The organism is Priestia sp. YIM B13486 (genome assembly GCF_042787865.1).
In the GTDB taxonomy this organism is placed as follows: domain Bacteria; phylum Bacillota; class Bacilli; order Bacillales; family Bacillaceae_H; genus Priestia; species Priestia megaterium.
The window spans coordinates 684878-707943 of record NZ_JBHZOZ010000001.1; the positions used below are offsets into that span (position 1 = coordinate 684878).

Annotated in this window: 21 protein-coding genes and 1 other annotated feature (1 of these 22 cut by a window edge); of the genes, 1 reads left to right on the forward strand and 20 read right to left on the reverse strand. The window is 37.9% G+C overall.

The annotated features are described in order from the left end of the window. Positions 1 to 113 (reverse strand) — a binding site (T-box leader); it reaches 136 nt to the left of the window's first position. A 60-nt stretch (positions 114 to 173) separates the two neighbouring features. From ytxC to ACFX4G_RS03570, 18 genes are all read right to left on the reverse strand, one after another. Then, positions 174 to 1034, reverse strand: coding sequence for a sporulation protein YtxC (ytxC, locus tag ACFX4G_RS03485; RefSeq protein WP_016765699.1), 861 nt, complete (start codon positions 1032 to 1034; stop codon positions 174 to 176). 96 nt (positions 1035 to 1130) lie between these two features. After that, positions 1131 to 2063, reverse strand: a complete 933-nt coding sequence (gene dnaI / locus ACFX4G_RS03490) for a primosomal protein DnaI (RefSeq protein ID WP_013059430.1) — start codon at positions 2061 to 2063, stop codon at positions 1131 to 1133. Between the two features lie 32 nt (positions 2064 to 2095). Next, positions 2096 to 3523: a replication initiation and membrane attachment family protein gene (locus ACFX4G_RS03495; protein ID WP_097824666.1), complete on the reverse strand. Its 1428-nt coding sequence runs from the start codon at positions 3521 to 3523 to the stop codon at positions 2096 to 2098. Positions 3524 to 3594: 71 nt separating this feature from the next. Then, positions 3595 to 4056 (reverse strand): transcriptional regulator NrdR, encoded by a 462-nt coding sequence (gene nrdR / locus ACFX4G_RS03500; protein WP_013059432.1) that lies wholly within the window; start codon positions 4054 to 4056, stop codon positions 3595 to 3597. A 243-nt stretch (positions 4057 to 4299) separates the two neighbouring features. Continuing rightward, positions 4300 to 4686: a cytosolic protein gene (locus tag ACFX4G_RS03505; RefSeq protein ID WP_078082192.1), complete on the reverse strand. Its 387-nt coding sequence runs from the start codon at positions 4684 to 4686 to the stop codon at positions 4300 to 4302. A 93-nt stretch (positions 4687 to 4779) separates the two neighbouring features. After that, complete coding sequence (speD, locus tag ACFX4G_RS03510; RefSeq protein ID WP_013059434.1) at positions 4780 to 5160, reverse strand: adenosylmethionine decarboxylase; 381 nt, start codon at positions 5158 to 5160, stop codon at positions 4780 to 4782. Between the two features lie 421 nt (positions 5161 to 5581). Beyond that, positions 5582 to 6613 (reverse strand): glyceraldehyde-3-phosphate dehydrogenase, encoded by a 1032-nt coding sequence (locus tag ACFX4G_RS03515; protein ID WP_016765702.1) that lies wholly within the window; start codon positions 6611 to 6613, stop codon positions 5582 to 5584. Positions 6614 to 6831: 218 nt separating this feature from the next. Next, positions 6832 to 7428 (reverse strand): dephospho-CoA kinase, encoded by a 597-nt coding sequence (coaE, locus tag ACFX4G_RS03520; protein WP_016765703.1) that lies wholly within the window; start codon positions 7426 to 7428, stop codon positions 6832 to 6834. Between the two features lie 23 nt (positions 7429 to 7451). Further along, the gene (gene ytaF / locus ACFX4G_RS03525) at positions 7452 to 8081 is read right to left on the reverse strand and encodes a sporulation membrane protein YtaF (protein WP_016765704.1); all 630 of its coding nucleotides are present in this window, start codon (positions 8079 to 8081) and stop codon (positions 7452 to 7454) included. A 60-nt stretch (positions 8082 to 8141) separates the two neighbouring features. After that, positions 8142 to 8975: a DNA-formamidopyrimidine glycosylase gene (mutM, locus tag ACFX4G_RS03530; protein WP_013059438.1), complete on the reverse strand. Its 834-nt coding sequence runs from the start codon at positions 8973 to 8975 to the stop codon at positions 8142 to 8144. 21 nt (positions 8976 to 8996) lie between these two features. After that, positions 8997 to 11624 (reverse strand): DNA polymerase I, encoded by a 2628-nt coding sequence (polA, locus tag ACFX4G_RS03535; protein WP_097824667.1) that lies wholly within the window; start codon positions 11622 to 11624, stop codon positions 8997 to 8999. 328 nt (positions 11625 to 11952) lie between these two features. Further along, positions 11953 to 13725 carry a two-component system histidine kinase PnpS gene (gene pnpS, locus ACFX4G_RS03540; protein WP_097824668.1) on the reverse strand — a complete coding sequence of 591 codons (1773 nt, stop codon included), beginning with the start codon at positions 13723 to 13725 and terminating at the stop codon, positions 11953 to 11955. Next, the gene (locus ACFX4G_RS03545; RefSeq protein WP_013085192.1) at positions 13718 to 14434 is read right to left on the reverse strand and encodes a response regulator transcription factor; all 717 of its coding nucleotides are present in this window, start codon (positions 14432 to 14434) and stop codon (positions 13718 to 13720) included. The genes pnpS and ACFX4G_RS03545 overlap by 8 nt, the downstream gene beginning before the upstream one ends. A gap of 178 nt (positions 14435 to 14612) precedes the next feature. Continuing rightward, positions 14613 to 15089 carry a MaoC family dehydratase gene (locus ACFX4G_RS03550; RefSeq protein WP_016765707.1) on the reverse strand — a complete coding sequence of 159 codons (477 nt, stop codon included), beginning with the start codon at positions 15087 to 15089 and terminating at the stop codon, positions 14613 to 14615. 133 nt (positions 15090 to 15222) lie between these two features. Further along, positions 15223 to 16161 (reverse strand): malate dehydrogenase, encoded by a 939-nt coding sequence (mdh, locus tag ACFX4G_RS03555; protein ID WP_377572854.1) that lies wholly within the window; start codon positions 16159 to 16161, stop codon positions 15223 to 15225. A 28-nt stretch (positions 16162 to 16189) separates the two neighbouring features. Next, complete coding sequence (gene icd / locus ACFX4G_RS03560) at positions 16190 to 17482, reverse strand: NADP-dependent isocitrate dehydrogenase (protein ID WP_255255780.1); 1293 nt, start codon at positions 17480 to 17482, stop codon at positions 16190 to 16192. A 75-nt stretch (positions 17483 to 17557) separates the two neighbouring features. After that, positions 17558 to 18676 (reverse strand): citrate synthase, encoded by a 1119-nt coding sequence (gene citZ / locus ACFX4G_RS03565; RefSeq protein ID WP_013059445.1) that lies wholly within the window; start codon positions 18674 to 18676, stop codon positions 17558 to 17560. A 360-nt stretch (positions 18677 to 19036) separates the two neighbouring features. After that, entirely contained in the window at positions 19037 to 19498 is a 462-nt protein-coding gene (locus tag ACFX4G_RS03570; RefSeq protein ID WP_013059446.1) for a DUF441 domain-containing protein, read from the reverse strand. A 113-nt stretch (positions 19499 to 19611) separates the two neighbouring features. Here ACFX4G_RS03570 and ytvI point away from each other — a divergent pair, with 113 nt between their 5' ends. Next, positions 19612 to 20721, forward strand: coding sequence for a sporulation integral membrane protein YtvI (gene ytvI / locus ACFX4G_RS03575; RefSeq protein WP_097824669.1), 1110 nt, complete (start codon positions 19612 to 19614; stop codon positions 20719 to 20721). A gap of 39 nt (positions 20722 to 20760) precedes the next feature. Here ytvI and ACFX4G_RS03580 read toward each other — a convergent pair whose 3' ends face one another. Further along, positions 20761 to 21153 carry an FxsA family protein gene (locus ACFX4G_RS03580; RefSeq protein ID WP_025750656.1) on the reverse strand — a complete coding sequence of 131 codons (393 nt, stop codon included), beginning with the start codon at positions 21151 to 21153 and terminating at the stop codon, positions 20761 to 20763. Positions 21154 to 21232: 79 nt separating this feature from the next. Beyond that, complete coding sequence (gene pyk / locus ACFX4G_RS03585; RefSeq protein WP_013059449.1) at positions 21233 to 22993, reverse strand: pyruvate kinase; 1761 nt, start codon at positions 22991 to 22993, stop codon at positions 21233 to 21235. Positions 22994 to 23066 lie beyond the last annotated feature (73 nt).

Genomic DNA, 23066 nt, shown 5'->3' on the forward strand with positions numbered 1-23066 from the left:
ACTACTGAAGTTTAGAGGTGGTAAGAATATATTCCGTGTTAGGAGATTTTCAGCCTGGATCTCCCTCTCTACAAACCGTAAATATACACTCATGTCCTCATCATAACTTGTAACATATAGCTGTTTTTCAATATGCATTTATTATATTCATTTTCAAAATAGAAATCAACCTTTCACGTTATATTTTGCTTTTGATCAAACGGAAATTCATTTTTTTCGTATAACATAACTTTTTCTTGGAAGATATTTTGAATGGTATAAACAAAATCATGATCATGCTGGTCGCTATACAGATGAATAGCAGCTGGAGATAAACTTAGCAAAGGCGCGATAATAGTTGAGTCTATGTATAATGATTCTTGTTCAGATAAAAAGGCCTCTGCTAGAGCTGCACATTCACGTTCAGGAACATATCTACTGTTGTGGTCGTACAGTACAAACTTGTTTTTGTTCAAGTGCATTACATACACGTTACCTGTAGATGACTGTCTTTCATTAGCTGCTTGACGCAGCTGATGAATAAGAATTTGATAGTCTTGTTCAAGCTTATATTCATCAATCGCCAGCTCGGCATAATAGCGCAGCCGCTCTTGATATTCTTTTAAACGGAATTGGAGAAAAGACTCAAAGGTGAATGTTACATTATGAATGAAGAAGTCTTGAAGAGCCTGGCGGATAAGTAATTCTCTTGGAAGAGAAAATGTTTTTTGCGGAATTTCGCCTCTCTCTCCTTCCATAATCCCCCCCATAATTTGAAGCAGCAAATCTTGCTCTTCCTCTTCTGAATAGAAAAATTGTTCTTTTAATATGTTTACCATCATCTTTTTTTCTTTCTTTTTTAAAATTACGTGGGTTAATACCGGTATCACCATGTCTTGTAAAATGGCCTCTCTATTGTATGTCTCATCAATGACTAAAAGCTGATTATTCACCAGCTTCAAGCACTGTGAACCATATGATAAAGCGCTTCGCTTCGCGCATAAAGACTCATATACAACGACTGCGTCTTCTACATATTTAAAGAATATTTTCATTCCTCATAGCCCCCCTTTGGACACGCTTTATTAATGTATATGGGGCAACATGCAAAAAAATGAGCAAGTCGTTACAAGAAATGTAAAACGACCTGCTCATCTATTTCGTTTATTCTCTCCATTCATTTCAACAGGAATGGCTAGAGACTTAATTCGTTCCATGACACGAGCGGCTTTGAGCTCTTCCTGCTCGCCTCTTTGGGTATAAGTCAAATGATGTTGTAGCTCTTTAAAATTTAAATTCGAGCTGAAAAATGTCGGCAAATTTTCGAGCATACGGAATTGTAAAATGGTTCCGAGCACATCGTCTCGCATCCAGCTCGTTACGGATTCTGCTCCGAGATCATCAAGCATAAGAACCGGTACTTTTTTGACATACTCTATTTTCTCATTGAAACTTTGATCTTGAAACGAACCTTTTAACTCACGCAAAAACTCAGGGACATACAGAATGGTAGATTTCACTTTCTTTTCGGCTAACGCATTGGCAATTGCTCCAAGAAAATACGTTTTCCCCACACCAAACGAACCATGTAAATATAAAGCTTTCATTTTCTTATTCGGCTCATATTCTCGCACAAAATCTCTTACTAGTTTAATGGCTTCAAATCTTCCCTGCTCAATTTCAATATCAGACATTGTTGCCTGTAAAATTTCTTTAGGCACGTACATACACTGAATAAAAGATTCTTGTTCTTTTCGCTCATCTTCTTGTACTTTTCTAGGACAGCGTTCATACTGTAAATCAATATTACGGCCTTTTACAACCAGCTGAGGGTGGTATCCTTTCACCATGTTGACACAGCTTTGCAGAGAAGGACACTTGTCACAGCATTTGCTTTGATCGATAAATTCATGCATCTTCATCAGACCTCGGTCAACCATTTGCTCATCTAACTCATGGCGATGCTCTTGCAAAAATGTTTTAACTTCGGGATTAGACAGGATACTGTTTCTTAATGCTTCTAAGCGTGCTTTAAAATCCTTTTTGTTCACTAACTGATTTAGTGAATCATTGATAGGCTTCATCTTTTTCACCTCATCTCTATCATACCTGCTTTTTATTCTTTATGCTTTTGTTTTAGCTCTTGATCTAACTGCTTGAGCTCTTCTTGTAGCTTTCGTTTTTCTTCTTCAAATCCGTCCACTTCTTTTGAAGGCTGCTTTTTCTCTTCTTTTTCTTCATCGCTCAGCCACTCTGGCACCATTTCTTTACGCACAATTTTTCGTCCAGCTGTTTTTTTATTTTGCTTTGCTTCGGTCCAATTCTGATATTCTTTCTGTTCATTTTTAGCTAAATTCATGGCATCTTGAACAGTTTGTACCTTTTTGCGCGCCCAGTGTCCAGCAATTTTCTCTACATAGCTCTTAGATAATTTCATATCGGATCTTAGCATCACGTAGTAAATTAGAACATTTACTACCCCTGGTGAAAGCTTTTGGTTAAACATCACTTCTTCGATCATTTGCAAGTCTGCTTTTGAAGGCTCTGCTCCCCCGGAAAACTCGATCAAAAGCTGTCGAGGAGAAGTCACTTCAAGCTGTTGAATGAGCTGCTCTTCCTTTGTCTGCGGCTGCTTTTCCTGCATGGTACGAAGCATAGGCGGCTGAATTTGTTCGCTTAGATTTGGAAGTGCTTCTCCATTTTCAAATTGGTAAAAGGACTGTGCTGCTTTTCTAAGCAATTCAATATCAACTTGATCGTTCTCATTTAGCGAATCGAGCACCACATTTTTCATTTGAAGAGGATCGATACCGTATAAAAAGGCTAGCTTTTCAATCGCTTGTTTTACTTTAGATGTAATAGACCTTTTCGAAATCATTGAATCTGTTAGACCTGCTAAAAATAAATCAAAATCAAAGGAATCCGGGCTCATCTCAATAGAAGCGCGTTTGGAGGAATCCACAAAGTCCGTTTGAGCATCAGGAGAAAATACATCCTTGCTTTCAGACTGAAAACTTGGAGCCAGCTCTGTTGCTTTAACTGATTTAAATACATCGTTAAATGAATGCGTCACATCTTTGAACGATTGCTCATCGACGAGTGAATCAGAAAAATAATTTTTTACTTTTTGAAAGATAGATTTTCCGAGTCGGTTATATAAATATACATTTAACACGCCATCGTTAAAAAACTGATGGGGCGTCAGAGGAGGAATGAGCTCATAAATGAACACACGAACATCATCTTCTTCCTTAATATATGTTTTTAACAAACCAATGCCTTCTAATTTTAACCGCTCATGGTAAATAGCTTTCAAATTAATTTGCATCATTGACATTAGATGATGATGCGTAGACTCTTTCCCCCATAAACGATCTTGTTCCAGCTCGCTCCATAACGTCATATACAGACCAAAGCACGTTGTACCCACCAACGGCTGATAGAGCATGGTTAAAATCTTTCGGTCGTATTCCTGCAGTATGCCGTTCGAACGAACAACATAACGATCGACCGGTATCATTTCTTTCCAATGTTGTTCTTTCATGTCGTTCCCTACCTACTTTTAAAGTAATAGAAATGACAAAAAAGAGCCTAAAGAATACTTCAATAGCTCTTTTACAGTCGTTCCTTCTTAATTAAATCTTTTAATTCATCAATAAATACATTGATGTCTTTAAATTGTCGGTATACAGAAGCAAATCGAACATAAGAGACTTCATCGATAGCAGCTAATCGCTCCATCACCATTTCTCCTACAACATCTGACTGCACCTCTGATGTACCCTGACTGCGCAGCTCTGTTTCAATATCGTGTACCGTATCTTCTAATTGTTTTAAGCTTACTTGGCGTTTTTCACACGCCTTAATTAACCCTCGAAGGATTTTGTCTTTGCTGAACTCTTCTCTCGCTCCATCTTTTTTTACAACAATTAACGGAAGTTCTTCTACTTTCTCAAAAGTTGTAAAACGATAGTGACACTCTTCGCATTCACGTCTTCTACGAATAGAGCGGCCTTCTTCTACAGGGCGCGAGTCCAGCACTCTCGTTCCATTGTAATGACAGGATGGGCACTTCATATTCTCAGCTCCAATAATAAACCTTGTTTTTCTTTTTATTTTCTCTTATATAAGTTAATTTCCATCTATGTTAGCCGGCTATTCGCCATTTATTATGATTTTTATCATCATTTCCTTTAACAAACACGATGCTGTATTAAAGGATTTGCTTTATTCCATCTTATAGAAAACAAGGCTTGAATACAAGTAAAGGAAAAGGAATTTCCCCATTTTATTTCCTGAAATTCAAAAATGATAAGGAACTTACGAAGAAAGAGGAATGAGTTTTTGATCAAAGCTCTTATAAAGCGTACGTACAAGTTCTTTACTAAAACCAAAATCAACCGGCACCACTTTTGATTCTGTTGTAGCAGAAAAATCGATAGCGGTTTCAAGAGGACGTACGTTAATAATGGTAATCACAACAAAAGCTTTTCTTCCTTTTACAACGTTTAAGCTAATCTCTCCTCGCTCTTCATATGCAGCAAGTATCTCTATCCCTTGCATGTGCTTCAACATTTCATGAACTTGCTTAAATGCATTCCCGGCTGTTGTTTTGTAATAATGCGTTTTTAGAGTTGGATCTGAATGGTGATCGTTTGTTTCTACATGATTAGAAAATAAAGATTTAACTGCTTGTACTACCCCCATGTTGTTATCCCCTTTGTTTTTGCGTATTAAAAATTTATATACTAAAAAGAGGTGTGTAATACACCTCTTAACTTACGTAATCAATCGACACTATTAAAGTGCATTCGCTTTAGTTTGTTTTACCTGAACAGGACCCATTCCACGTGGTAATTCAATTGTTTCACGTGTCTGTGCACTTAGAGCATCTGCAATATAATCTGCTGCGATTGTAGGATCTAAATGACCACAAGTATAAACATCGATACTTGCATAACCATGCTCTGGGAAGCTGTGAATCGTTAAATGTGATTCTGAAATAATAACAACGCCACTTACACCTTGAGGTGCAAATTTATGGAACGCTACTTCGCGAACTTCCGCACCAGATTTTAAAGCTGCATCAACAAACGTTTTTTCAATATAATCAATATCATTTAACTTATCGAAATCGCATCCCCATAATTCTGAGATGACATGACGACCCATTGTTTCCATAATGATATTTCCCCCTTTAACAATTTTTAATCGTTAAACATGAAGTTCTTTCGCCATATAGCATGTTAACTACCACGGGGGAAAGTTAGTCCAAAGAGGTCCTAACCCTTTAAGTAGCCACATCACCGAAAGGTACACAAGAAGTTCACGAAACATAGTATACTTTGTTTACATTTATTTTGCAATACGTGTTTTGATTTTATTAAAGATTGTTCTTGCAGATAGACCTATACAAATTACCCCTGTATTCTCGTGAGACAGTGTGTAAAAGCTGCTAAACGATTATTAATTTTTTATTAAAATTGAGGAAAATAAACACCCCTTTGCATGCTTATCTTATTGCTTTTCCCTATTCTTTTGGATAAAAACAAAAAAACAGGGCGACAGCTCCCTGTTTTTTTAAAAGCAATCAATAGCTTTCTTAGCTTACTCTTATTTTTGATCCATTACGCATTTCTGCAGCAATATATCTTACCAAATCGACTACGCGCTGAGAGTAGCCCCACTCGTTATCGTACCAAGCTAACACTTTAATTTTATGATCTTCCATTACGATTGTGGATAGTCCATCTACAATAGCTGAATGAGGATTTGTATTAAAGTCAATTGATACGAGTGGTTCCATTGTTAAATTTAAAATATTCTTTAATGGTCCTTCAGCAGCTTTAATAAACGCTAAATTAACATCTTCCATCGTCACAGGTTTCCTTACATCCACAACTAAATCGACAAGCGATACGTTCGGCGTTGGCACACGAAGCGCCATCCCATGAAGTTTTCCTTTTAAATGAGGAAGAACTAATGAAAGTGCCTTGGCTGCTCCAGTGGTTGTAGGAATAATTGATTGAGCACACGCACGGGCTCTTCGCAAATCTTTATGCGGATTATCGATATTCTTTTGATCATTTGTATATGCATGAACGGTCGTCATTAAACCGTTTTCAATTGTGAACGCTTCGTCTAGTACCTTGACAACTGGAGCTAGACAATTTGTCGTACAAGAGGCATTGGAAATAATGTTATGCTGATTCACATCAAACTCTCGTTCGTTTACGCCCATCACAATGGTGATATCTTCTTGTTTACCCGGTGCCGTTAAGACAACTTTTTTCGCACCTGCTTCAATATGTAACTGCGCTTTTTCTCTTGAATTAAATTTTCCCGTTGCTTCAACAACTAGATCAATCCCAAGCTCTTTCCAAGGCAAATTCAGCGGATCACGTGAATTTAATAGCTGAATTCTTTTACCGTTAACAATTAGCGCATCATCATCACATTTGACATCTCCATTAAATGCTCCGTGTATAGAGTCATATTTGATTAAATGTGCTAACGTTTCTGCTGGATAAGATGCATTTATTGCAATAATATCCAAATTTTCCTCTATAATCGCTGTGCGAAACACCATTCTTCCTATTCTCCCAAAACCATTAATGGCAATACGTGCTTTCATGGCTATACCCCTCTCTATATGTGTTATACTATTTAACTTTTTATATTTAATAGTATAACATAAATATTTAAAAAGTGAATAATATTAATTTTTTTTAATAAATTATTTTAATTAAGTTTTACTATATGTATATAGCAAGAACAGATATTTAACACATTCTTTTTTAGAAGCCCTTAAATATTCCCAATAAAAAAAGAGTGAATGCAATCATTCACTCTTTAATCTAGCCATAGGGCTAATATACTTAAAAGCTGTTGTTTTGTTTCTTCCACAGGACCGTTGTTATTGATCACCGCATCGGCTAAGGCTACTTTTTGAATTAAAGGCAGCTGTGCATGGATACGCGCATAGGCATCCTCCGCCGAGAGGTTATTACGCGACTTTAACCTTTCTAGCTGCACAGACTCATCGACATATACAACTACTACTTTATCGACTAAATGTGTCAAATCGCTTTCAAACAGCAGCGGAATATCTAATACAACGGCTTCGTAACCTTCCTCTATATAGCTTTCCTTTTGAGAAAGCATTTCTTTTCTTACGGCAGGATGTACAATTGCATTCAACTTTTTACGTTCTTCCTCTTGATAAAACACAATTTCCCCTAAAGCCGCTCGATTGATCTCCGCGTTCTCGTGAAGAATAGAACGGCCGAACGTCTCGACAATTTGTTTGTATGCTTCTTTTCCTGGTTCTACGACTTCTTTTGCAATGTGATCAGCGTCGATTACTGGAATATTGATATCTCGTAGCATTCCGGTTACCGTGCTTTTCCCGCTTGCAATTCCGCCTGTTAATCCAATTACAATTGACATTGGCCTCTCCTTTATCTCTTTATTTAAAATCTAAAAATACCTAAAATAATGAGCAGAACTCCTGGTACAAATGAGAACATTTTCATCCATGATAAACGTGAAAAAACCTTGCCAAATTGTATGCCCGCACTTAAAAAAAGAGAACTCATAAGAGCTACAGCAATTGCTAGAGCATACGGCGAATAACCTAATAAAGCCGCTCCAAACCCCGCTCCAAATGCATCAAGAGATAATGCAATTCCAAGTATAAATGCTTCAATACCATTGATGGAACCTGAATTATCTAAATCTGCTGCAATTGGCTTTTTTAATACGTTAATGACTAGGCCAATTGACTTAATTTCAATTTTTACTAATGTTTTTTCTTCTTTTACTCGAGGTGAATCTGCCGGACAAAAAAACTGGTATAAAATCCACATCCCAAGCAGAACAAGAATACCTCCGCCTACTTTATTTAGTACATCCACTGAAAATAGATGCGTAAGTACTTTTCCTAAAAACATAGAAAACATTAAAGAAAATGCTGAGCAACATGAAATAATAAAAATGGATTTCAGCGGGATTTTTACCTTTCGAAGTCCGTATGTCAGGCCAACACTAAAGCTGTCAAGACTTACGGCAAAAGCAAGAATAAGTAAAGAAAATGTTATCATGATGAGAGGACTCCTTTCCTTTCTGTCTATACGTAGTATATGAAAGGAGCCCATCCATTGTTATTTTTTAGCCGGCTGACAATTTGGGCAGATATGTGTTCCTCTACCGCCTACAACAAATTTTTCAATTGGGGTACCGCACATTTTACAGGATTCGCCTTTTCTTCCGTACACATAAAGCTGCTGCTGAAACATGCCTATTTGTCCCTGTGTGTTTACATACGTGCGAATGGTGCTGCCTCCTTGTTTCACAGCTTCTTGAAGAGTCGCTACAATTTCTTCGTACAATTTTTCATACTCTTCGTCTGTTAATTGGCTGGCCACTCGTTCAGGATGAATCCCTGCGCGAAACAGTGCTTCATCTACATAAATATTTCCAAGCCCAACCACGACATTTTGATCGAGTAAAACCGGCTTGATTTTTCGAGAGGTTTTGCCGATTCTCATTTTTAATTGACTAGGATTAAATGTTTCGTCAAACGGTTCAGGTCCAAGGCCAATAAGAGGAGGAAACAGATCTTCCTCTCCCTTTTTAAATAAGTGCATAGTACCAAACTTCCTTACATCCCGGTATCGCAATTCCGTTCCATCCGTGAAGTGAAAAAAGACGTGTACATGCTTATCTGGTTCTTCTGCATTCTCATGGAGAGCATATTTCCCTTCCATACGCAAATGAGAAACCATCGTATAATCATCGAGCACAATTTTCAAAAATTTACCTCTGCGTTCAACATCTCGAATGGTTTGTCCAACAAGCGCATCACAAAACTGTTCAACTTGTTCAGGACGTTTGATAATATTAGGCCATTTAACTGTTACACGCTCAATGGTCTTTCCACTGGCTAATTCAATTAACGTACGTCTGACGGTTTCAACTTCTGGTAATTCTGGCACGTTTGTCACATCCTTTTTCCACTACTTTGCTTCGTACCAAGTCTTTCCGTAAGAATAATCTACTTTCAACGGAACTTCTAACTCTAAAGCGTTCTCCATTACTTCTGGTACGATTTTCTCTAAAATTTTAATTTCTTCTTCTGGGGCTTCAAAAATCAGCTCATCGTGTACTTGAAGCAGCAGCTTAGCCTGAAGATTTTCATCTTTTAAGCGCTTATCCATTTCAATCATTGCTTTTTTAATAATATCAGCTGCCGTCCCTTGGATAGGCGTATTCATAGCCGTACGCTCAGCGAAGCTGCGGAGGTTAAAATTTCGGCTCGTGATTTCAGGCAAGTAACGTCGGCGGTGCAAGAGCGTTGTTACATATCCCTTTTCTTTTGCATCGCGTACAATCGTATCCATATACTCCTGTACACCAGGGAAGCTTTTTAAATAGCGTTCAATAAAAGTAGCCGCTGCTTTTCTTGTAATTCCTAAACTTTGCGATAAACCGTAATCACTGATGCCATAGACGATTCCAAAGTTAACTGCTTTAGCCTGGCGGCGCATATTGGACGTTACTTCTTCTCTTTCGACGTGGAACACATCCATCGCTGTTTTCGTATGAATATCTAAGTCATGCTTAAACGCATCAATTAGCTTTTCATCATCTGCAATATGAGCCAGTACGCGCAGCTCAATTTGTGAATAATCCGCTGCAAATATCAACCAATCAGGCTGTGAAGGCACAAACGCACCTCTTATTTTTTTACCTTCTTCAAGACGAATCGGGATGTTTTGCAAGTTAGGATCTACTGAGCTTAATCTTCCCGTTTGAGTTAATGTTTGATTAAAGCGGGTATGAACTTTTCCATCGCTTTCATGAATAACCTTTTTTAATCCTTCAATATACGTAGACTGTAATTTTCCTAGCTGACGGTATTGTAAAATCTCTGGGATAATATCATGGGTACTAGCTAATTGCTCTAATACATCAGCTGATGTGGAATAGCCTGTTTTTGTTTTCTTTATGACTGGAAGCTGCATTTTTTCAAAAAGAACAACTCCTAGCTGCTTTGGCGAATTAATATTGAATTCTTGTCCAGCGTATTCGTAGATTTTCGCTTCAATTTTTTCAAGCTGCTCTCGAAGATCTTCGCCCATTTCATCCAAACGCGCGCGGTCAATTTTCACCCCTTGATATTCCATATCAGCAAGGACAATGGCAAGAGGCATTTCAAGCTTCTCAAACAGCTCAAACTGTTCATTTTCCACCAATTCTTTTTCTAACACTTCTTTTAAATAAGCTACGGCGGCTGCTTTTCTTACAACATGATCAGCTAGCTGATCAGCTTCTGCAATGCTTCGCTTAGCTCCTTTTCCATACACAGCTTCATCTGATTGCACTTGATGGTATCCTTTTAATTTTGCAATTGTCGCTAGGTCATCATTTGCCTCAGCAGGATTCAAGATGTAAGAAGCAATCATTACATCATGTTCAATTCCTTTAATTTCATGCCCCGCCCATTTTAACGATACAATCGTACGTTTCCCATTAAACACCGTCTTTTTTACACGTCCATCTTCTAACCATGCTTTAAATTTAGAAGATGAAAGAGCTGTATCTTTATCAATAAAATAGTGACCATTTTTGTTGCTGATTCCAAAACCGAGCAGCTGATTGTGATGGTAGTTTTCTTCATACCCTTCTACGATCAGAGCTGCTTCGCTTGTTAACATATCATCGTGAACTTCCTGCGCTATTTCAAACGTTAGTTCTTCAAAATCTGCTTCCTCTTCTGCTGATTCACCAAATTTAGCAAGCAAAGAATTAAACCCAAGCTCTTTAAATAATGAGATGACCTTTGAAGATTCAAACCCGTCATACTTTGCATCTTCTACAGATACTTCAAGAGGCGCTTCGCAATAAATAGTTGCAAGCTTTTTACTCATGATAGCTGATTCACGATTATCTTCTAGCTTTTCTTTTAATTTTTTACCGCTGACTTGATCGATAGATTTCAATACATTTTCAACCGTTTCGAACTCTTTTAATAACTTTAAGGCTGTTTTTTCGCCGACTCCGGGCACGCCTGGGATATTATCCGAGCTGTCCCCCATAAGGCCTTTCATATCAATAATTTGTGCAGCCGTAATACCATACTTTTCATCAATGGCTGCAGGCGTATAGGAATCGACATCCGTAATTCCTTTTCTCGTAATATCTACGGTTACATGTTCTGACACAAGCTGAAGTAAATCTTTATCACCAGAAATGACTTTTACGGCCATTCCTTTTTGTTCAGCTTGTTTTGAAAGCGTACCGATAATATCATCTGCTTCATAATCAGGCAGTTCATAGCGCTTAATCCCATATGCATCTAATAACTCACGAATAAAGGGAAACTGCTCTGAAAGTTCAGGAGGCGTCTTTTGTCTTCCTCCTTTGTATTCTGTAAATGTTTTGTGGCGAAACGTTGTTTTCCCTGCATCAAATGCCACAAGTAAATGTGTCGGCTTCTCTTCCTCTAAGATACGTGTCAGCATTGTAGTAAAGCCATATATGGCATTTGTATGTATTCCTTTATCATTGTTTAAAAGCGGCAAAGCAAAAAATGCACGGTAGGCAATACTATTCCCGTCAATTAATACTAGTTTTTGTGTCATTCATGTTCCTCCATTTCGCTCTCTTCTTATCTTACCTTTATTTTAGCAAACAATAAGCTTTAAGGACAAAAAGTAATCTTGAGTTCAACGTTTTATTTTCATGCGGTGATAAGATCTGTACATCATAAAATAAAAACACCGCCTAGTTATTTTAGGCGGTGTAACATGTGAATGGATAGAAATTGTCAAAAAGAATCGGCGAAAATAGCACGGTTAAAGCTATTTTCGCCTTACACATTGGCTCCTTGGATGAAGGGGTTTCCATGAAAAATTGTATCAATTAATTATTAAGCTACATTAAATAAATTGTAAAAGGAACGTAAACATTTTACATCTGCGGCAAATACTTGTGCAGCTTGACCGAAAAAGTTGTCCCTTTATTGACTTCACTTTTCACTTCAATTTCCCCTTTATGAGCTTCAACGAGATGTTTAACAATTGCTAATCCAAGACCTGTTCCTCCGGAATTACGGCTTCTTGCTTTATCTACTCGGTAAAAGCGCTCAAAAATACGTGAAATTTCATCAGAATCAATACCGATACCTGTATCTTGAACATGAACCGTAATCGTTTCTTCTTCCTCTTCAAGCGAAACGTGAACAGTTCCTCCAGGCATTGTATACATGAGCGCATTGCCGATTAAGTTAACAAACACTTGCATAAGGCGCTGACTGTCACCATCAATCCACGCTTCTTCAGGAAGCGTATCTAACGTTAGCGTGATTTCTTTTTCAGTCGCTCGGTTTGATAGCACTGTTATGACCTCATAGAGAAGGGTATTCAAATCTACTGGATGGATGCTTAGCTTAAACCCTTGCTGTTCAACTTTAGACAAATCTAAAAGATCTTGAATCAAACTCTCCATGCGCTGACTTTCCGTTAAAATGATCGATAGAAACTGCTGGCGCAGCTGTGGATCTTCCATGGCACCGTCTAACAATGTCTCACTAAACCCTTTTATAGACGTAATAGGAGTTTTTAGTTCATGAGACACATTTGCTACAAAGTCACGGCGAACTTGTTCTAGCTTTTTCAGCTCGGTAATATCATGGAAAACAAGCACAATCCCTTTCCATTCATCGTTTAAGCCAATAATCGGCGCTCCGTAAACATCAAAATATCTTCGTTCAATATTTAAAGGGAGAACCACTTGTTTTCGAACCTTTACTTCCGTCATAAATATTTTTTCCACAAGCTTAATGATTTCTTTATGCTCAAATACCTCGTAATACAAATGATAAAGGAAGTCATCCGGATGTATATGAAACTGCTCTTTATAAGCTCGATTCACTAAGTTTATATAGCCTCTACTATCGATAAGAAGCATGCCGCTTCCCATATTTTCAATTAGCGTGCGCAGCCTGTCCTGCTGCATTTCTTGATTAGTGATAGACTCTTGCAGATTACGAGCAAGTGCGTTAATAGACTGACTCAGCATCCCTGTTTCATCTACATAATCTTCATATGTACGAGCTTTATAATTCCCTTTTGCAAGTTCCATAGCCACTTTGGTTGCCGATTCAATAGGACGGGTATAGCGTCCCATAATCTTTACACCTAAGAGTAAAATCACAATCAAAGCTAGACCTAAGCTTCCAATAAGAAGGCCCCAAATTTGCTGATTTACTTGTTTTAATGAATCAAACGATGTACTCAGCACAACAAATCCCTCTTGCTTACCTTCTATAATAAGCGGGATGCCATAGTAATATAAGTCGTAATCTTCTTTAATTTGATCAAAGCTTTTTTTACTGTTTAACTGCTTTTTTAATACTTGTTGGATTACGATACTTTTTTCGATTCTTTGCTGCTTGCTGCCTGGATTTGAGTCAACTAATATTTTTCCGTCTTTTTGAACGATAGTCGTTCGTACACTTAACGAATGGCTGATTTGATCAACTTTAGATTTTAAAGCAGGACTTGTGATACCTTCTTCGCTAATGTACATTTCTACAAGCTTTGCCTCTTTTTCCATTCGCTCTTGAAACGTCTGAAAATAAAAGTTTTTAAACAACTGTCCCAGCAGCAGGCCAAGACCTACTAATACAATAATAATAAGTACTAATAGAGCCAAAAGTAGCCTTGAACGAAATTTATTCATCTACCTTTGGTTCCTCCAGCTTATATCCTAATCCTCTAATCGTTTTTATATAAACAGGTTTTCGCGTATTGTGTTCAATTTTCTCACGCAAATGGCTGATGTGCACATCTACAATTCGCGTATCTCCGGCAAAATCATAATTCCACACTGCACTTAGCAGCTGATCACGAGTTAATACCCGTCCTTTGTATTTTGCCAAATATAATAATAACTCAAATTCTTTCGGAGTAAGCTCAAGCTGCTCTTGATTAAAGTAGGCCTCATAATGATCTGGAAGAATTTTTAAATCACCGATCATGATGCGCTCGCCATCTTCCTCTTGTTCATTTTCCTGAGCAATAATTTGTGTTCTGCGTAAAATGGCTTTTACACGCGCTACTACTTCTCGAGGGCTAAATGGTTTCGTCATGTAGTCATCTGCGCCAAGCTCTAGCCCTAATACTTTGTCGAACTCATCGTCTTTTGCAGTTAACATTAAAATAGGCGTCATCACTTTTTGCTGACGAAGCTTTTTACAAACTTCAATTCCATCCATCTTAGGAAGCATCAAGTCTAACACAATTAAATCCGGTTTTCCTTCTAGTGCCTTGTTGTATCCTTCTTCCCCGTCTTCAGCTGTTTCTACTGTAAAGCCAGCTTGCTGTAAATTATATTGTAATAATGTTGAAATTGATTGTTCATCATCTACGACTAATAATTTCTTACTCATATTAACGATATAAGCCTCCATCTAGTTAAATTAAACCGCAGCTTCATCCAAATGATATTATTTTCTATTTATCTTCTCTTATCATACAATGTTTTAGCCTCGTTCTCCAATACATTTCAACATTTTCAGAAAATATGACCAAACAGTTTCTTCTATATTTATAAATATTTAAGGCGTTTTAAAAATTTTCAAAGTCGTGTGTCTCTACCGATGGAAGTCTAAACGGCGGATACACAAGAAACCGCGCCGTTACTACTTTCTCTTTTTGCTCATTGACCGCTTCCACCTCAATCGTAACAGTTCTAGAAGAAACATCTACCTCTGTCACTTCAAATAAAAATTCAATCGTGCTATAATGATGAATCTTTTTAGGGAAGGCTACCGTATGTTCTGCAACGTGGCTTCCAGGTCCGGGCAAATACTTTGAAATGGCTGCTGTCATAATACCGGTAATCATAATACTTGGCACAATAGGTTTTTTAAAAGGGGTCTGAGATGCGTAATCATGCTGAATGTATAAAGGGTTAGAATCGTTTGTCAGCCCTAAGTACAATAAGATATCTTTATCTTCAATTCGTTCCGTTAGCGTTAATTTTTCTCCAACTTTTATATCTTCAATACTTCGGCCTATTTTTTGTTTTTTACCTAATACCATCATCATTCCACCTTTTGTATAAAGTAATAGCTTTTCTTTATATACAAGAAAAATTCGAGGTTTCCCTCGAATTTTCCTTGTGACTATTGTTTGAATATTGATAAAAACCTATACTCAAACCCATTTTATTGTATTAAGCTAATACACCCATGACAGTTTTAACTGATTTTGCTGATTGGTCTAAAGAAGCTTTTTCAGAATCAGTCAGTTCTAATTCAATTACCTGCTCAATTCCTGCAGCTCCTAATACGGTTGGAACACCTAAGTAGATGCCATTATAACCATATTCACCCTCCAGGTAAGCAATCGCTGGTAAAATACGACGCTGATCTTTTAAGATCGCTTCTGTCATTTCCACTAAAGAAGCAGCAGGCGCGTAGTATGCACTTCCGTTACCTAATAAGTTAACGATCTCGCCGCCGCCTTTGCGTGTTCTTTCAACAATTGCTTCAAGACGCGCTTTTGGAATAAGCGTTTCAAGAGGAATACCGCCAGCATATGAGTAGCGTACAAGAGGTACCATATCGTCGCCATGTCCACCAAGTACAAAACCTGTAATATCTTTTACTGAAATGTTTAACTCCTGCGCTACGAACGTACGGAAACGTGCAGAATCTAATACGCCTGATTGACCGATTACGCGGTTTTTAGGAAAACCAGATTCTTTAAATACTGTATACGTCATAGCATCTACCGGGTTTGTCAACACGATGATGTGACAGTTTGGCGAGTATTTAACAACTTCTTGAGTAACAGACTTCATGATTTTTTGGTTCGTTGTTACTAAATCATCGCGACTCATACCTGGCTTGCGCGCGAGACCAGCTGTAATAATGACAATGTCAGAATCAGCTGTGTCTTCGTAGTTGGCTGTTCCTGTAATGTTAGCGTCAAAGCCTTGTACAGGACTTGCTTCTAACATATCCAGCGCTTTACCTTTAGCTGGATTTTCTAATTGCGGAATATCAACTAATACAACATCAGCTAATTCTTTTTGACCAATTAAAAAAGCAGTTGTAGCTCCTGTAAAGCCCGCTCCGATAACAGATACTTTTTTACGCATATTTGCCATTATAATTCCTCCCCTAAATGAATAGCTATTAAACTGTTACTTGTTTTCCTAGATTGCTAATTAATTCATCAGCAAACTCTGAACACTTCACTTCTGTTGCGCCGTCCATTAAACGTGCGAAATCATATGTTACTACTTTTGAAGCAATTGTTTTTTCCATTGATTTCATGATTAAATCCGCTGCTTCATTCCAGCCAAGGTGTTCAAGCATTAACACACCTGATAATAATACAGAAGATGGGTTTACTTTATCTAAACCAGCATATTTAGGTGCTGTACCGTGAGTTGCTTCAAAGATAGCATGTCCAGTTTCGTAGTTGATATTTGCCCCTGGAGCAATTCCGATACCGCCAACTTGTGCTGCTAATGCATCTGAAATGTAATCTCCATTTAAATTCATTGTTGCTACTACATCGAATTCACGTGGACGAGTTAAAATTTGTTGTAAGAAGATATCTGCAATTGAATCTTTTACAATAATTTTTCCTGCTGCTTCCGCTTCTGCTTGAGCTTTGTTTGCAGCCTGTGCACCTTCTTTTTCAACGATGCGGTCATATTGAGCCCAAGTAAATACTTTATCGCCGAATTCTTTTTCAGCTAGCTCATAGCCCCAATTTTTAAATGCGCCTTCTGTATATTTCATAATGTTACCTTTGTGTACAAGCGTAACAGACTTGCGGCCTTGTTCAATTGCATAGTTGATTGCTGCACGCACAAGACGCTCTGTTCCTTCAGAAGAAATAGGCTTAATACCTAATCCAGAAGTTTCAGGGAAACGGATTTTATTTACGCCTAATTCCGTTTGTAGGAATGAAACAAGCTTTTGTACTTCTTCAGAACCCTTCGCATATTCAATACCAGCATAAATATCTTCAGTATTTTCACGGAAGATAACCATATCTGTATCTTCAGGGCGCTTAATTGGAGAAGGTACGCCGTCAAAGTAGCGAACAGGACGTAAGCATGTGAATAAGTCTAATTCTTGACGCAATGCCACGTTTAGAGAACGAATTCCACCGCCTACTGGTGTTGTTAATGGTCCTTTGATTGCAATTATGTATTCGCGAATTGCATCTAACGTTTCTTCCGGTAACCATTCGCCAGTTTGATTAAATGCTTTTTCACCTGCTAATACTTCTTTCCAAACGATTTCTTTTTCACCATTGTATGCTTTTGCAACCGCTGCTTCTAATACGCGAGAAGCTGCTGCCCAGATATCCGGACCAATTCCGTCACCTTCGATAAATGGAATAATTGGGTTATTTGGTACGTTTAACACGCCGTTTGCTACAGAAATTTGTTCACCTTTTGTCATGAGAATGACCTCCTTAAAAAATTTGTCTACTTTCACTTATGGAAAAGTGCTCAACGAACGTGAGCACCTTCGTCACATTGTTTAGCTGCGCTCTTCAAGCGGAATGTACGTTTGTTTTCCAGGACCGATATAATCAGCTCTTGGACGAATCAAACGATTGTTTGAATACTGCTCTAAAATGTGAGCAATCCATCCTGATACGCGGCTTACGGCAAAGATCGGAGTAAATAGATCGTGATCAATCCCTAAGCTGTGGTATACAGAAGCTGAATAGAAATCAACGTTTGGCGGAAGCTTTTTCTCGCCTGTTACGATCTCTTCAATTTTCACTGACATATCGTATAGCGTTGTATCTCCTGCTTGTTTGGTAAGTTTTTCAGACATTTCTTTCAAGTGCTTGGCACGAGGATCACCCTGCTGATACACACGATGTCCAAACCCCATAATCTTTTCTTTTTTCGCGAGCTTTTCGCGAATATAAGGTTCCGCGTTTTCAACTGTTTGAATGTCAGACAACATTTTCATAACAGCTTCATTCGCTCCTCCGTGAAGAGGACCCTTTAACGCTCCAATAGCGGCTGTAATTCCTGAATAAATATCGGATAACGTTGCCACACAGACACGAGCTGTAAAAGTTGAAGCATTTAGCTCATGATCAGCATGTAAGACAAGTGCTTTATCAAATGCCTCTACTTGGATATCAGTTGGCTCTTCGCCAGTTAACATATATAAAAAGTTAGCGGCAATGCTATAGTTTTCGTTTGGTTCAATTGGCTCTAATCCGTTACGGACTCTTGAAAAAGCCGTTACCACCGTTGGTAATTGTGCTTGCAAACGAACAGCTTTGCGATAATTTGCTTCTTCATCCATTAAATCAGCTTCAGGATCGTACAACCCCAATAGTGATACGACTGTTCTTAAAGCTGCCATTGGATGAACATCTTTAATTGGATAAGTTTTGAAATGCTCTAAGACTTCTTGGGGTAATTTAGCGTTTTCTGCTAGTAATCTAGAAAACACAGATAATTCTTCTTTGTTAGGTAATTTTCCGTGCCATAGTAAATACACCACTTCTTCAAATGTTGCATAATTCGCTAAATCATCAATATTGTAGCCTTGATATGTTAAAGTGTCATCAATAATTGAACTTACTGCTGACGTTGTAGCGACTACCCCTTCTAGACCTCGAGTTGCTGTCATAAATCTCCACTCCTTTACAGAAAAAATTCCCCATACCTTTCTGTGTAAAACGTGAAAAACAAAATTGAGCCCCTGCTCAACTAGACATTAAATGATATACGAAGCGCCTCTTTTGAATATATATCTTGGAAGAACATTCCTTCACCCCACGTAAAGAAAATGCTTACATTTCCATTTGTTTCAATAACACACAAAATCAAAACATCTGCATGTGTCATTGCTTTGTTACAGCCCTATAGGTAAAACATACAATTGTATGTAAAAAGATGCGGCCTCAAAATATATTATAAACAATTATCTGACTTTTGTGAATCAAAAGAGAGAAGAAATTTTAAAAAAATTATTATTATACAAAAATTTCTACGAAAAAAGTTCAGTTAATTTCATAAATAAATAAGCGATTCCAGCACCGATTAACGGACCTACTGCTACCCCTTGAAACAGCGCCACAGCAAGAATTGTGCCAAAAACTAAAGCGGTCGTAATATGCGGATCATCTTCCAAGAGTGTAAGTCCATATTTGGCAATAATTGCTACAGCAATTCCGGCACCTAGAGCAATCCAGGCATAAGAAGATTTCACGGCCTCTCCTAATTGTTTGAATCCTATGTCTCCTGTTGCAATTGGCACAAGAACGGCAATTGTAATAACCGTTACTCCAATATTAATTCCTTTTGATTGTAGAAACGGAAAAACCTTACCGTCTAACCCAATTAATTTTAAAATAAGTAAAAATGCAACTGCAATAATTAATGATTGATTTTTAGCCACTAATCCAATTACGAGTAAAACAGCTAAAAAAAGCATGGGTTGTGAGAACATTTTACTCATCCTTTCTTTTTTTATTGTGATAAATCTAAAGCGTATTACGTAAATATTTTATGAGTAGCTTTTTCTTTTGTTGACTATCGTTTACAAGGAGGCCTCTATTTATTGTGTACAAGCTTCATTTACATCGACTATTTCGCTTAGCTTGTGTGTTGGCAATTATTGCAGCATCTATATTTCTTAGTTATTATGTCTCTTCTCTCATATATCCATTTATTATCGCCTGCTGCATCGCTTTTTTTATAAATCCTATGGTTAATCTATTTGAATTGAAGCTGCGCTTACCCCGCTACTTAGCTGTTTTACTGTCAATGGTTCTGATCTTCTCTCTTTTGGCTGGACTTATTACGTTACTTATCACAGAAATCATTGCAGGAAGTACGTATTTAGCGAAAGTTGTTCCCACAAATTTCAAAGAAGTGGTCATATTTATTGAAAATATTGCTACAGAACAAATACTTCCTTTTTATGAACGCATTACTTCTATGTTTAATAACTTAAATACCGGTCAGCAAGCAACTATTTTATCGAACATTAAAGGGGTAGGCAACCATATCGCTCAAACGGTGGGCGATTTTCTCCAAAATGTATTGCAAAGCATCCCAGTACTTTTATCCGTACTGCCTAATGCAGCTACTGTGATTATTTTTTCATTATTGGCTACTTTTTTTATTAGTAAAGATTGGTACAAGCTGATGGCTAAAAGCAGCGTGTTTATTCCTAAAAAAGTAAGGGAAAATGGACAGACAGTGGGTGTGGAGCTTAAAAATGCACTGTTTGGTTTTATTAAAGCTCAGCTTACGCTTATTTCGATTACCACAATTATCGTTCTTTTTGGTTTACTTGTTCTTAGGGTTGATTATGCTATTACAGTCGCTTTATTGATTGGCTTAGTAGATATTCTTCCTTACCTCGGAACAGGACTGGTTTTTGTTCCTTGGATGATTTATGCCTTTGCCACACATAACGTGTCATTTGCTGTAGGGCTTTCGGTACTATATGCTGTAGTACTTGTGCAGCGACAAATTATGGAACCAAAAATTTTGTCATCAAGCATTGGTCTTGATCCTCTCGCTACATTAATTTCTTTATTTGTAGGATATCAATTGATTGGGTTTTTCGGATTAATAGTTGGCCCTGTGATTCTTGTTATTCTAAAAACACTTCATACAACGGGAGTTTTTAAAGAAACGTGGCAATTTATTATAGGAAAATGAAAAAGTGTGTGAAAGAAGCTTCTTTCACACACTTTCTAGTTAACGAATAATCGTCATTCGATTACGTCCTTGAAAAAATCTTCTTAGCCACGTTAAAAGAAAAGGCTTAACGATTCTGCGTGTAAACGGCAGTAAAAAGATAAAGCCCACAACATCTGTCAAGAAGCCTGGAAACAGCAGAAACAGTCCGCCAAATAGTACACACATGCCATCAAGGATTTCACCGCTTGGAACATGTCCCTGGCTCATCTGACGCTGTGCCTTTTGAAAAAGAGATGTTCCTTGTTTTTTCGCTAGAAACGCACCAATAAAACTGGTAGCAATAATCAGTAAAAATGTTGACATTACACCAATGAGATGACTTGAATAAATCAAAATCATTACCTCAACAGCAGGTACAATAAGAAGGAGCGGAAGGAGCTTCCTCACCATCATCACCTCTTCGCTTATTGAATTGCCTAAACAAAAAGAGAAGGATTCCCCTTCTCTTTTTTCTATCATCTACGTATTCTTACAGTACGCTTGCGTGTCCGTTGTATACGACACCACGTGAAGCATCAACTGTAATATCTTGATCTTCTGAGAATACGCTTGTTGCATTTTCTACGCCTACAATGACAGGAATGCTTAAGTTTAACCCTACTACAGCTGCATGGCTTGTTAGACCGCCTTCTTCTGTAATAAGGGCTCCTGCTTTTTCGATTGCACTGATCATATCGCGATCTGTGCTGTTTGTAACAAGGATAGCACCTTCAGTCATTTTTGCATTTGCTTCTTCAGCAGTTTTAGCAATAACTACTTTACCAACTGCTGCTTTACGACCAATTCCTTGTCCTTTAGCAAGAACGTCACCTACAACTTGAACTTTCATTAAGTTCGTTGCACCTGATTCTCCAACTGGAACACCAGCTGTAATAACCACTAAGTCGCCGTGTGCTACAACGCCTGTTTTTACTGCGTCATTTACAGCGTGATCTAACATATCGTCAATCGTATTTACGCGCTCACCAACAACTGGTGTAACACCCCATACTAGGGACAGACGACGTGCAACAGAATCGTTTGCTGCAACAGCTACGATTGGAGATTGCGGACGATATTTAGAAACGATTTTCGCTGTATAACCACTTTCTGTTGGCGCTACGATTGCACTAGCGTTTAAGTTAAGCGCTGTGTGTACAACAGATTGTCCAATTGCATCTGTAATAGATGGGCCAACTTGCTTGCTGCGCTGTTGTAAAATCTCAGAGTAGTTTAGAGCTTGCTCAGCACGAGAAGCGATTGAATGCATTGTTTGTACAGCTTCAACTGGGTAAGAACCTGCAGCTGTTTCACCAGATAACATAATTGCATCTGTACCATCAAAGATAGCATTGGCAACGTCACTTGCTTCCGCACGAGTCGGGCGCGGGTTGCGTTGCATTGAATCAAGCATTTGTGTAGCTGTAATAACTGGTTTGCCAAGCGCATTACATTGTTTGATTAGATCTTTTTGTACTAATGGTACTTCTTCAGCAGGAATTTCTACCCCTAAGTCACCACGAGCAACCATTAAACCGTCTGAAACTTCAAGAATTTCCTTGATGTTATCTACGCCTTCTTGGTTTTCGATTTTTGAGATGATTTGAATGTGAGCTGCATTGTGTTTTTCTAGTAGTTCACGAATTTCTAATACATCAGATGCGCGACGCACAAAAGAAGCAGCAATAAAATCAATGCCTTGTTCGATACCAAATACAATATCGCTTGCATCTTTTTCAGTGATACCAGGAAGGTTTACACTTACGTTTGGCACGTTTACACCTTTTTTATTTTTTAATGTACCAGGGTTAAGTACTTTTGTTTTAATTTCACCATCAGTTTTATTGATGTCTAGTACTTCAAGACCGATTAAACCGTCATCTAAAAGGATTTTTGATCCTACGTGTACGTCATCGATTAGACCTGGATATGTAATTGAGAATTTTTCAGTTGTTCCCACTACTTCTGTCATAGAAACAATGATTTCAGAGCCTTCTTCTAACTCAATTGCACCATTTTCCATTGTGTTTGTACGAATTTCAGGTCCTTTTGTATCAAGTAAGATACCTACTGTTTTACCTGTTTGTTTCGCAGCTTCACGAATGTTAACAATACGTGCACCGTGCTCTTCAAAGTCACCGTGAGAGAAGTTTAGACGACAAACGTTTAAGCCTGAGTTAATTAGTTCAACTAATTTTTCTACACTTTCACTCGCTGGTCCAATAGTACATACAATTTTAGTTTTACGCATTCAAATTTCCTCCTATATATTTACTATTTACTCCTTAGATAGGGCAAATAGCTATTTCTTTTACTAACCTTGT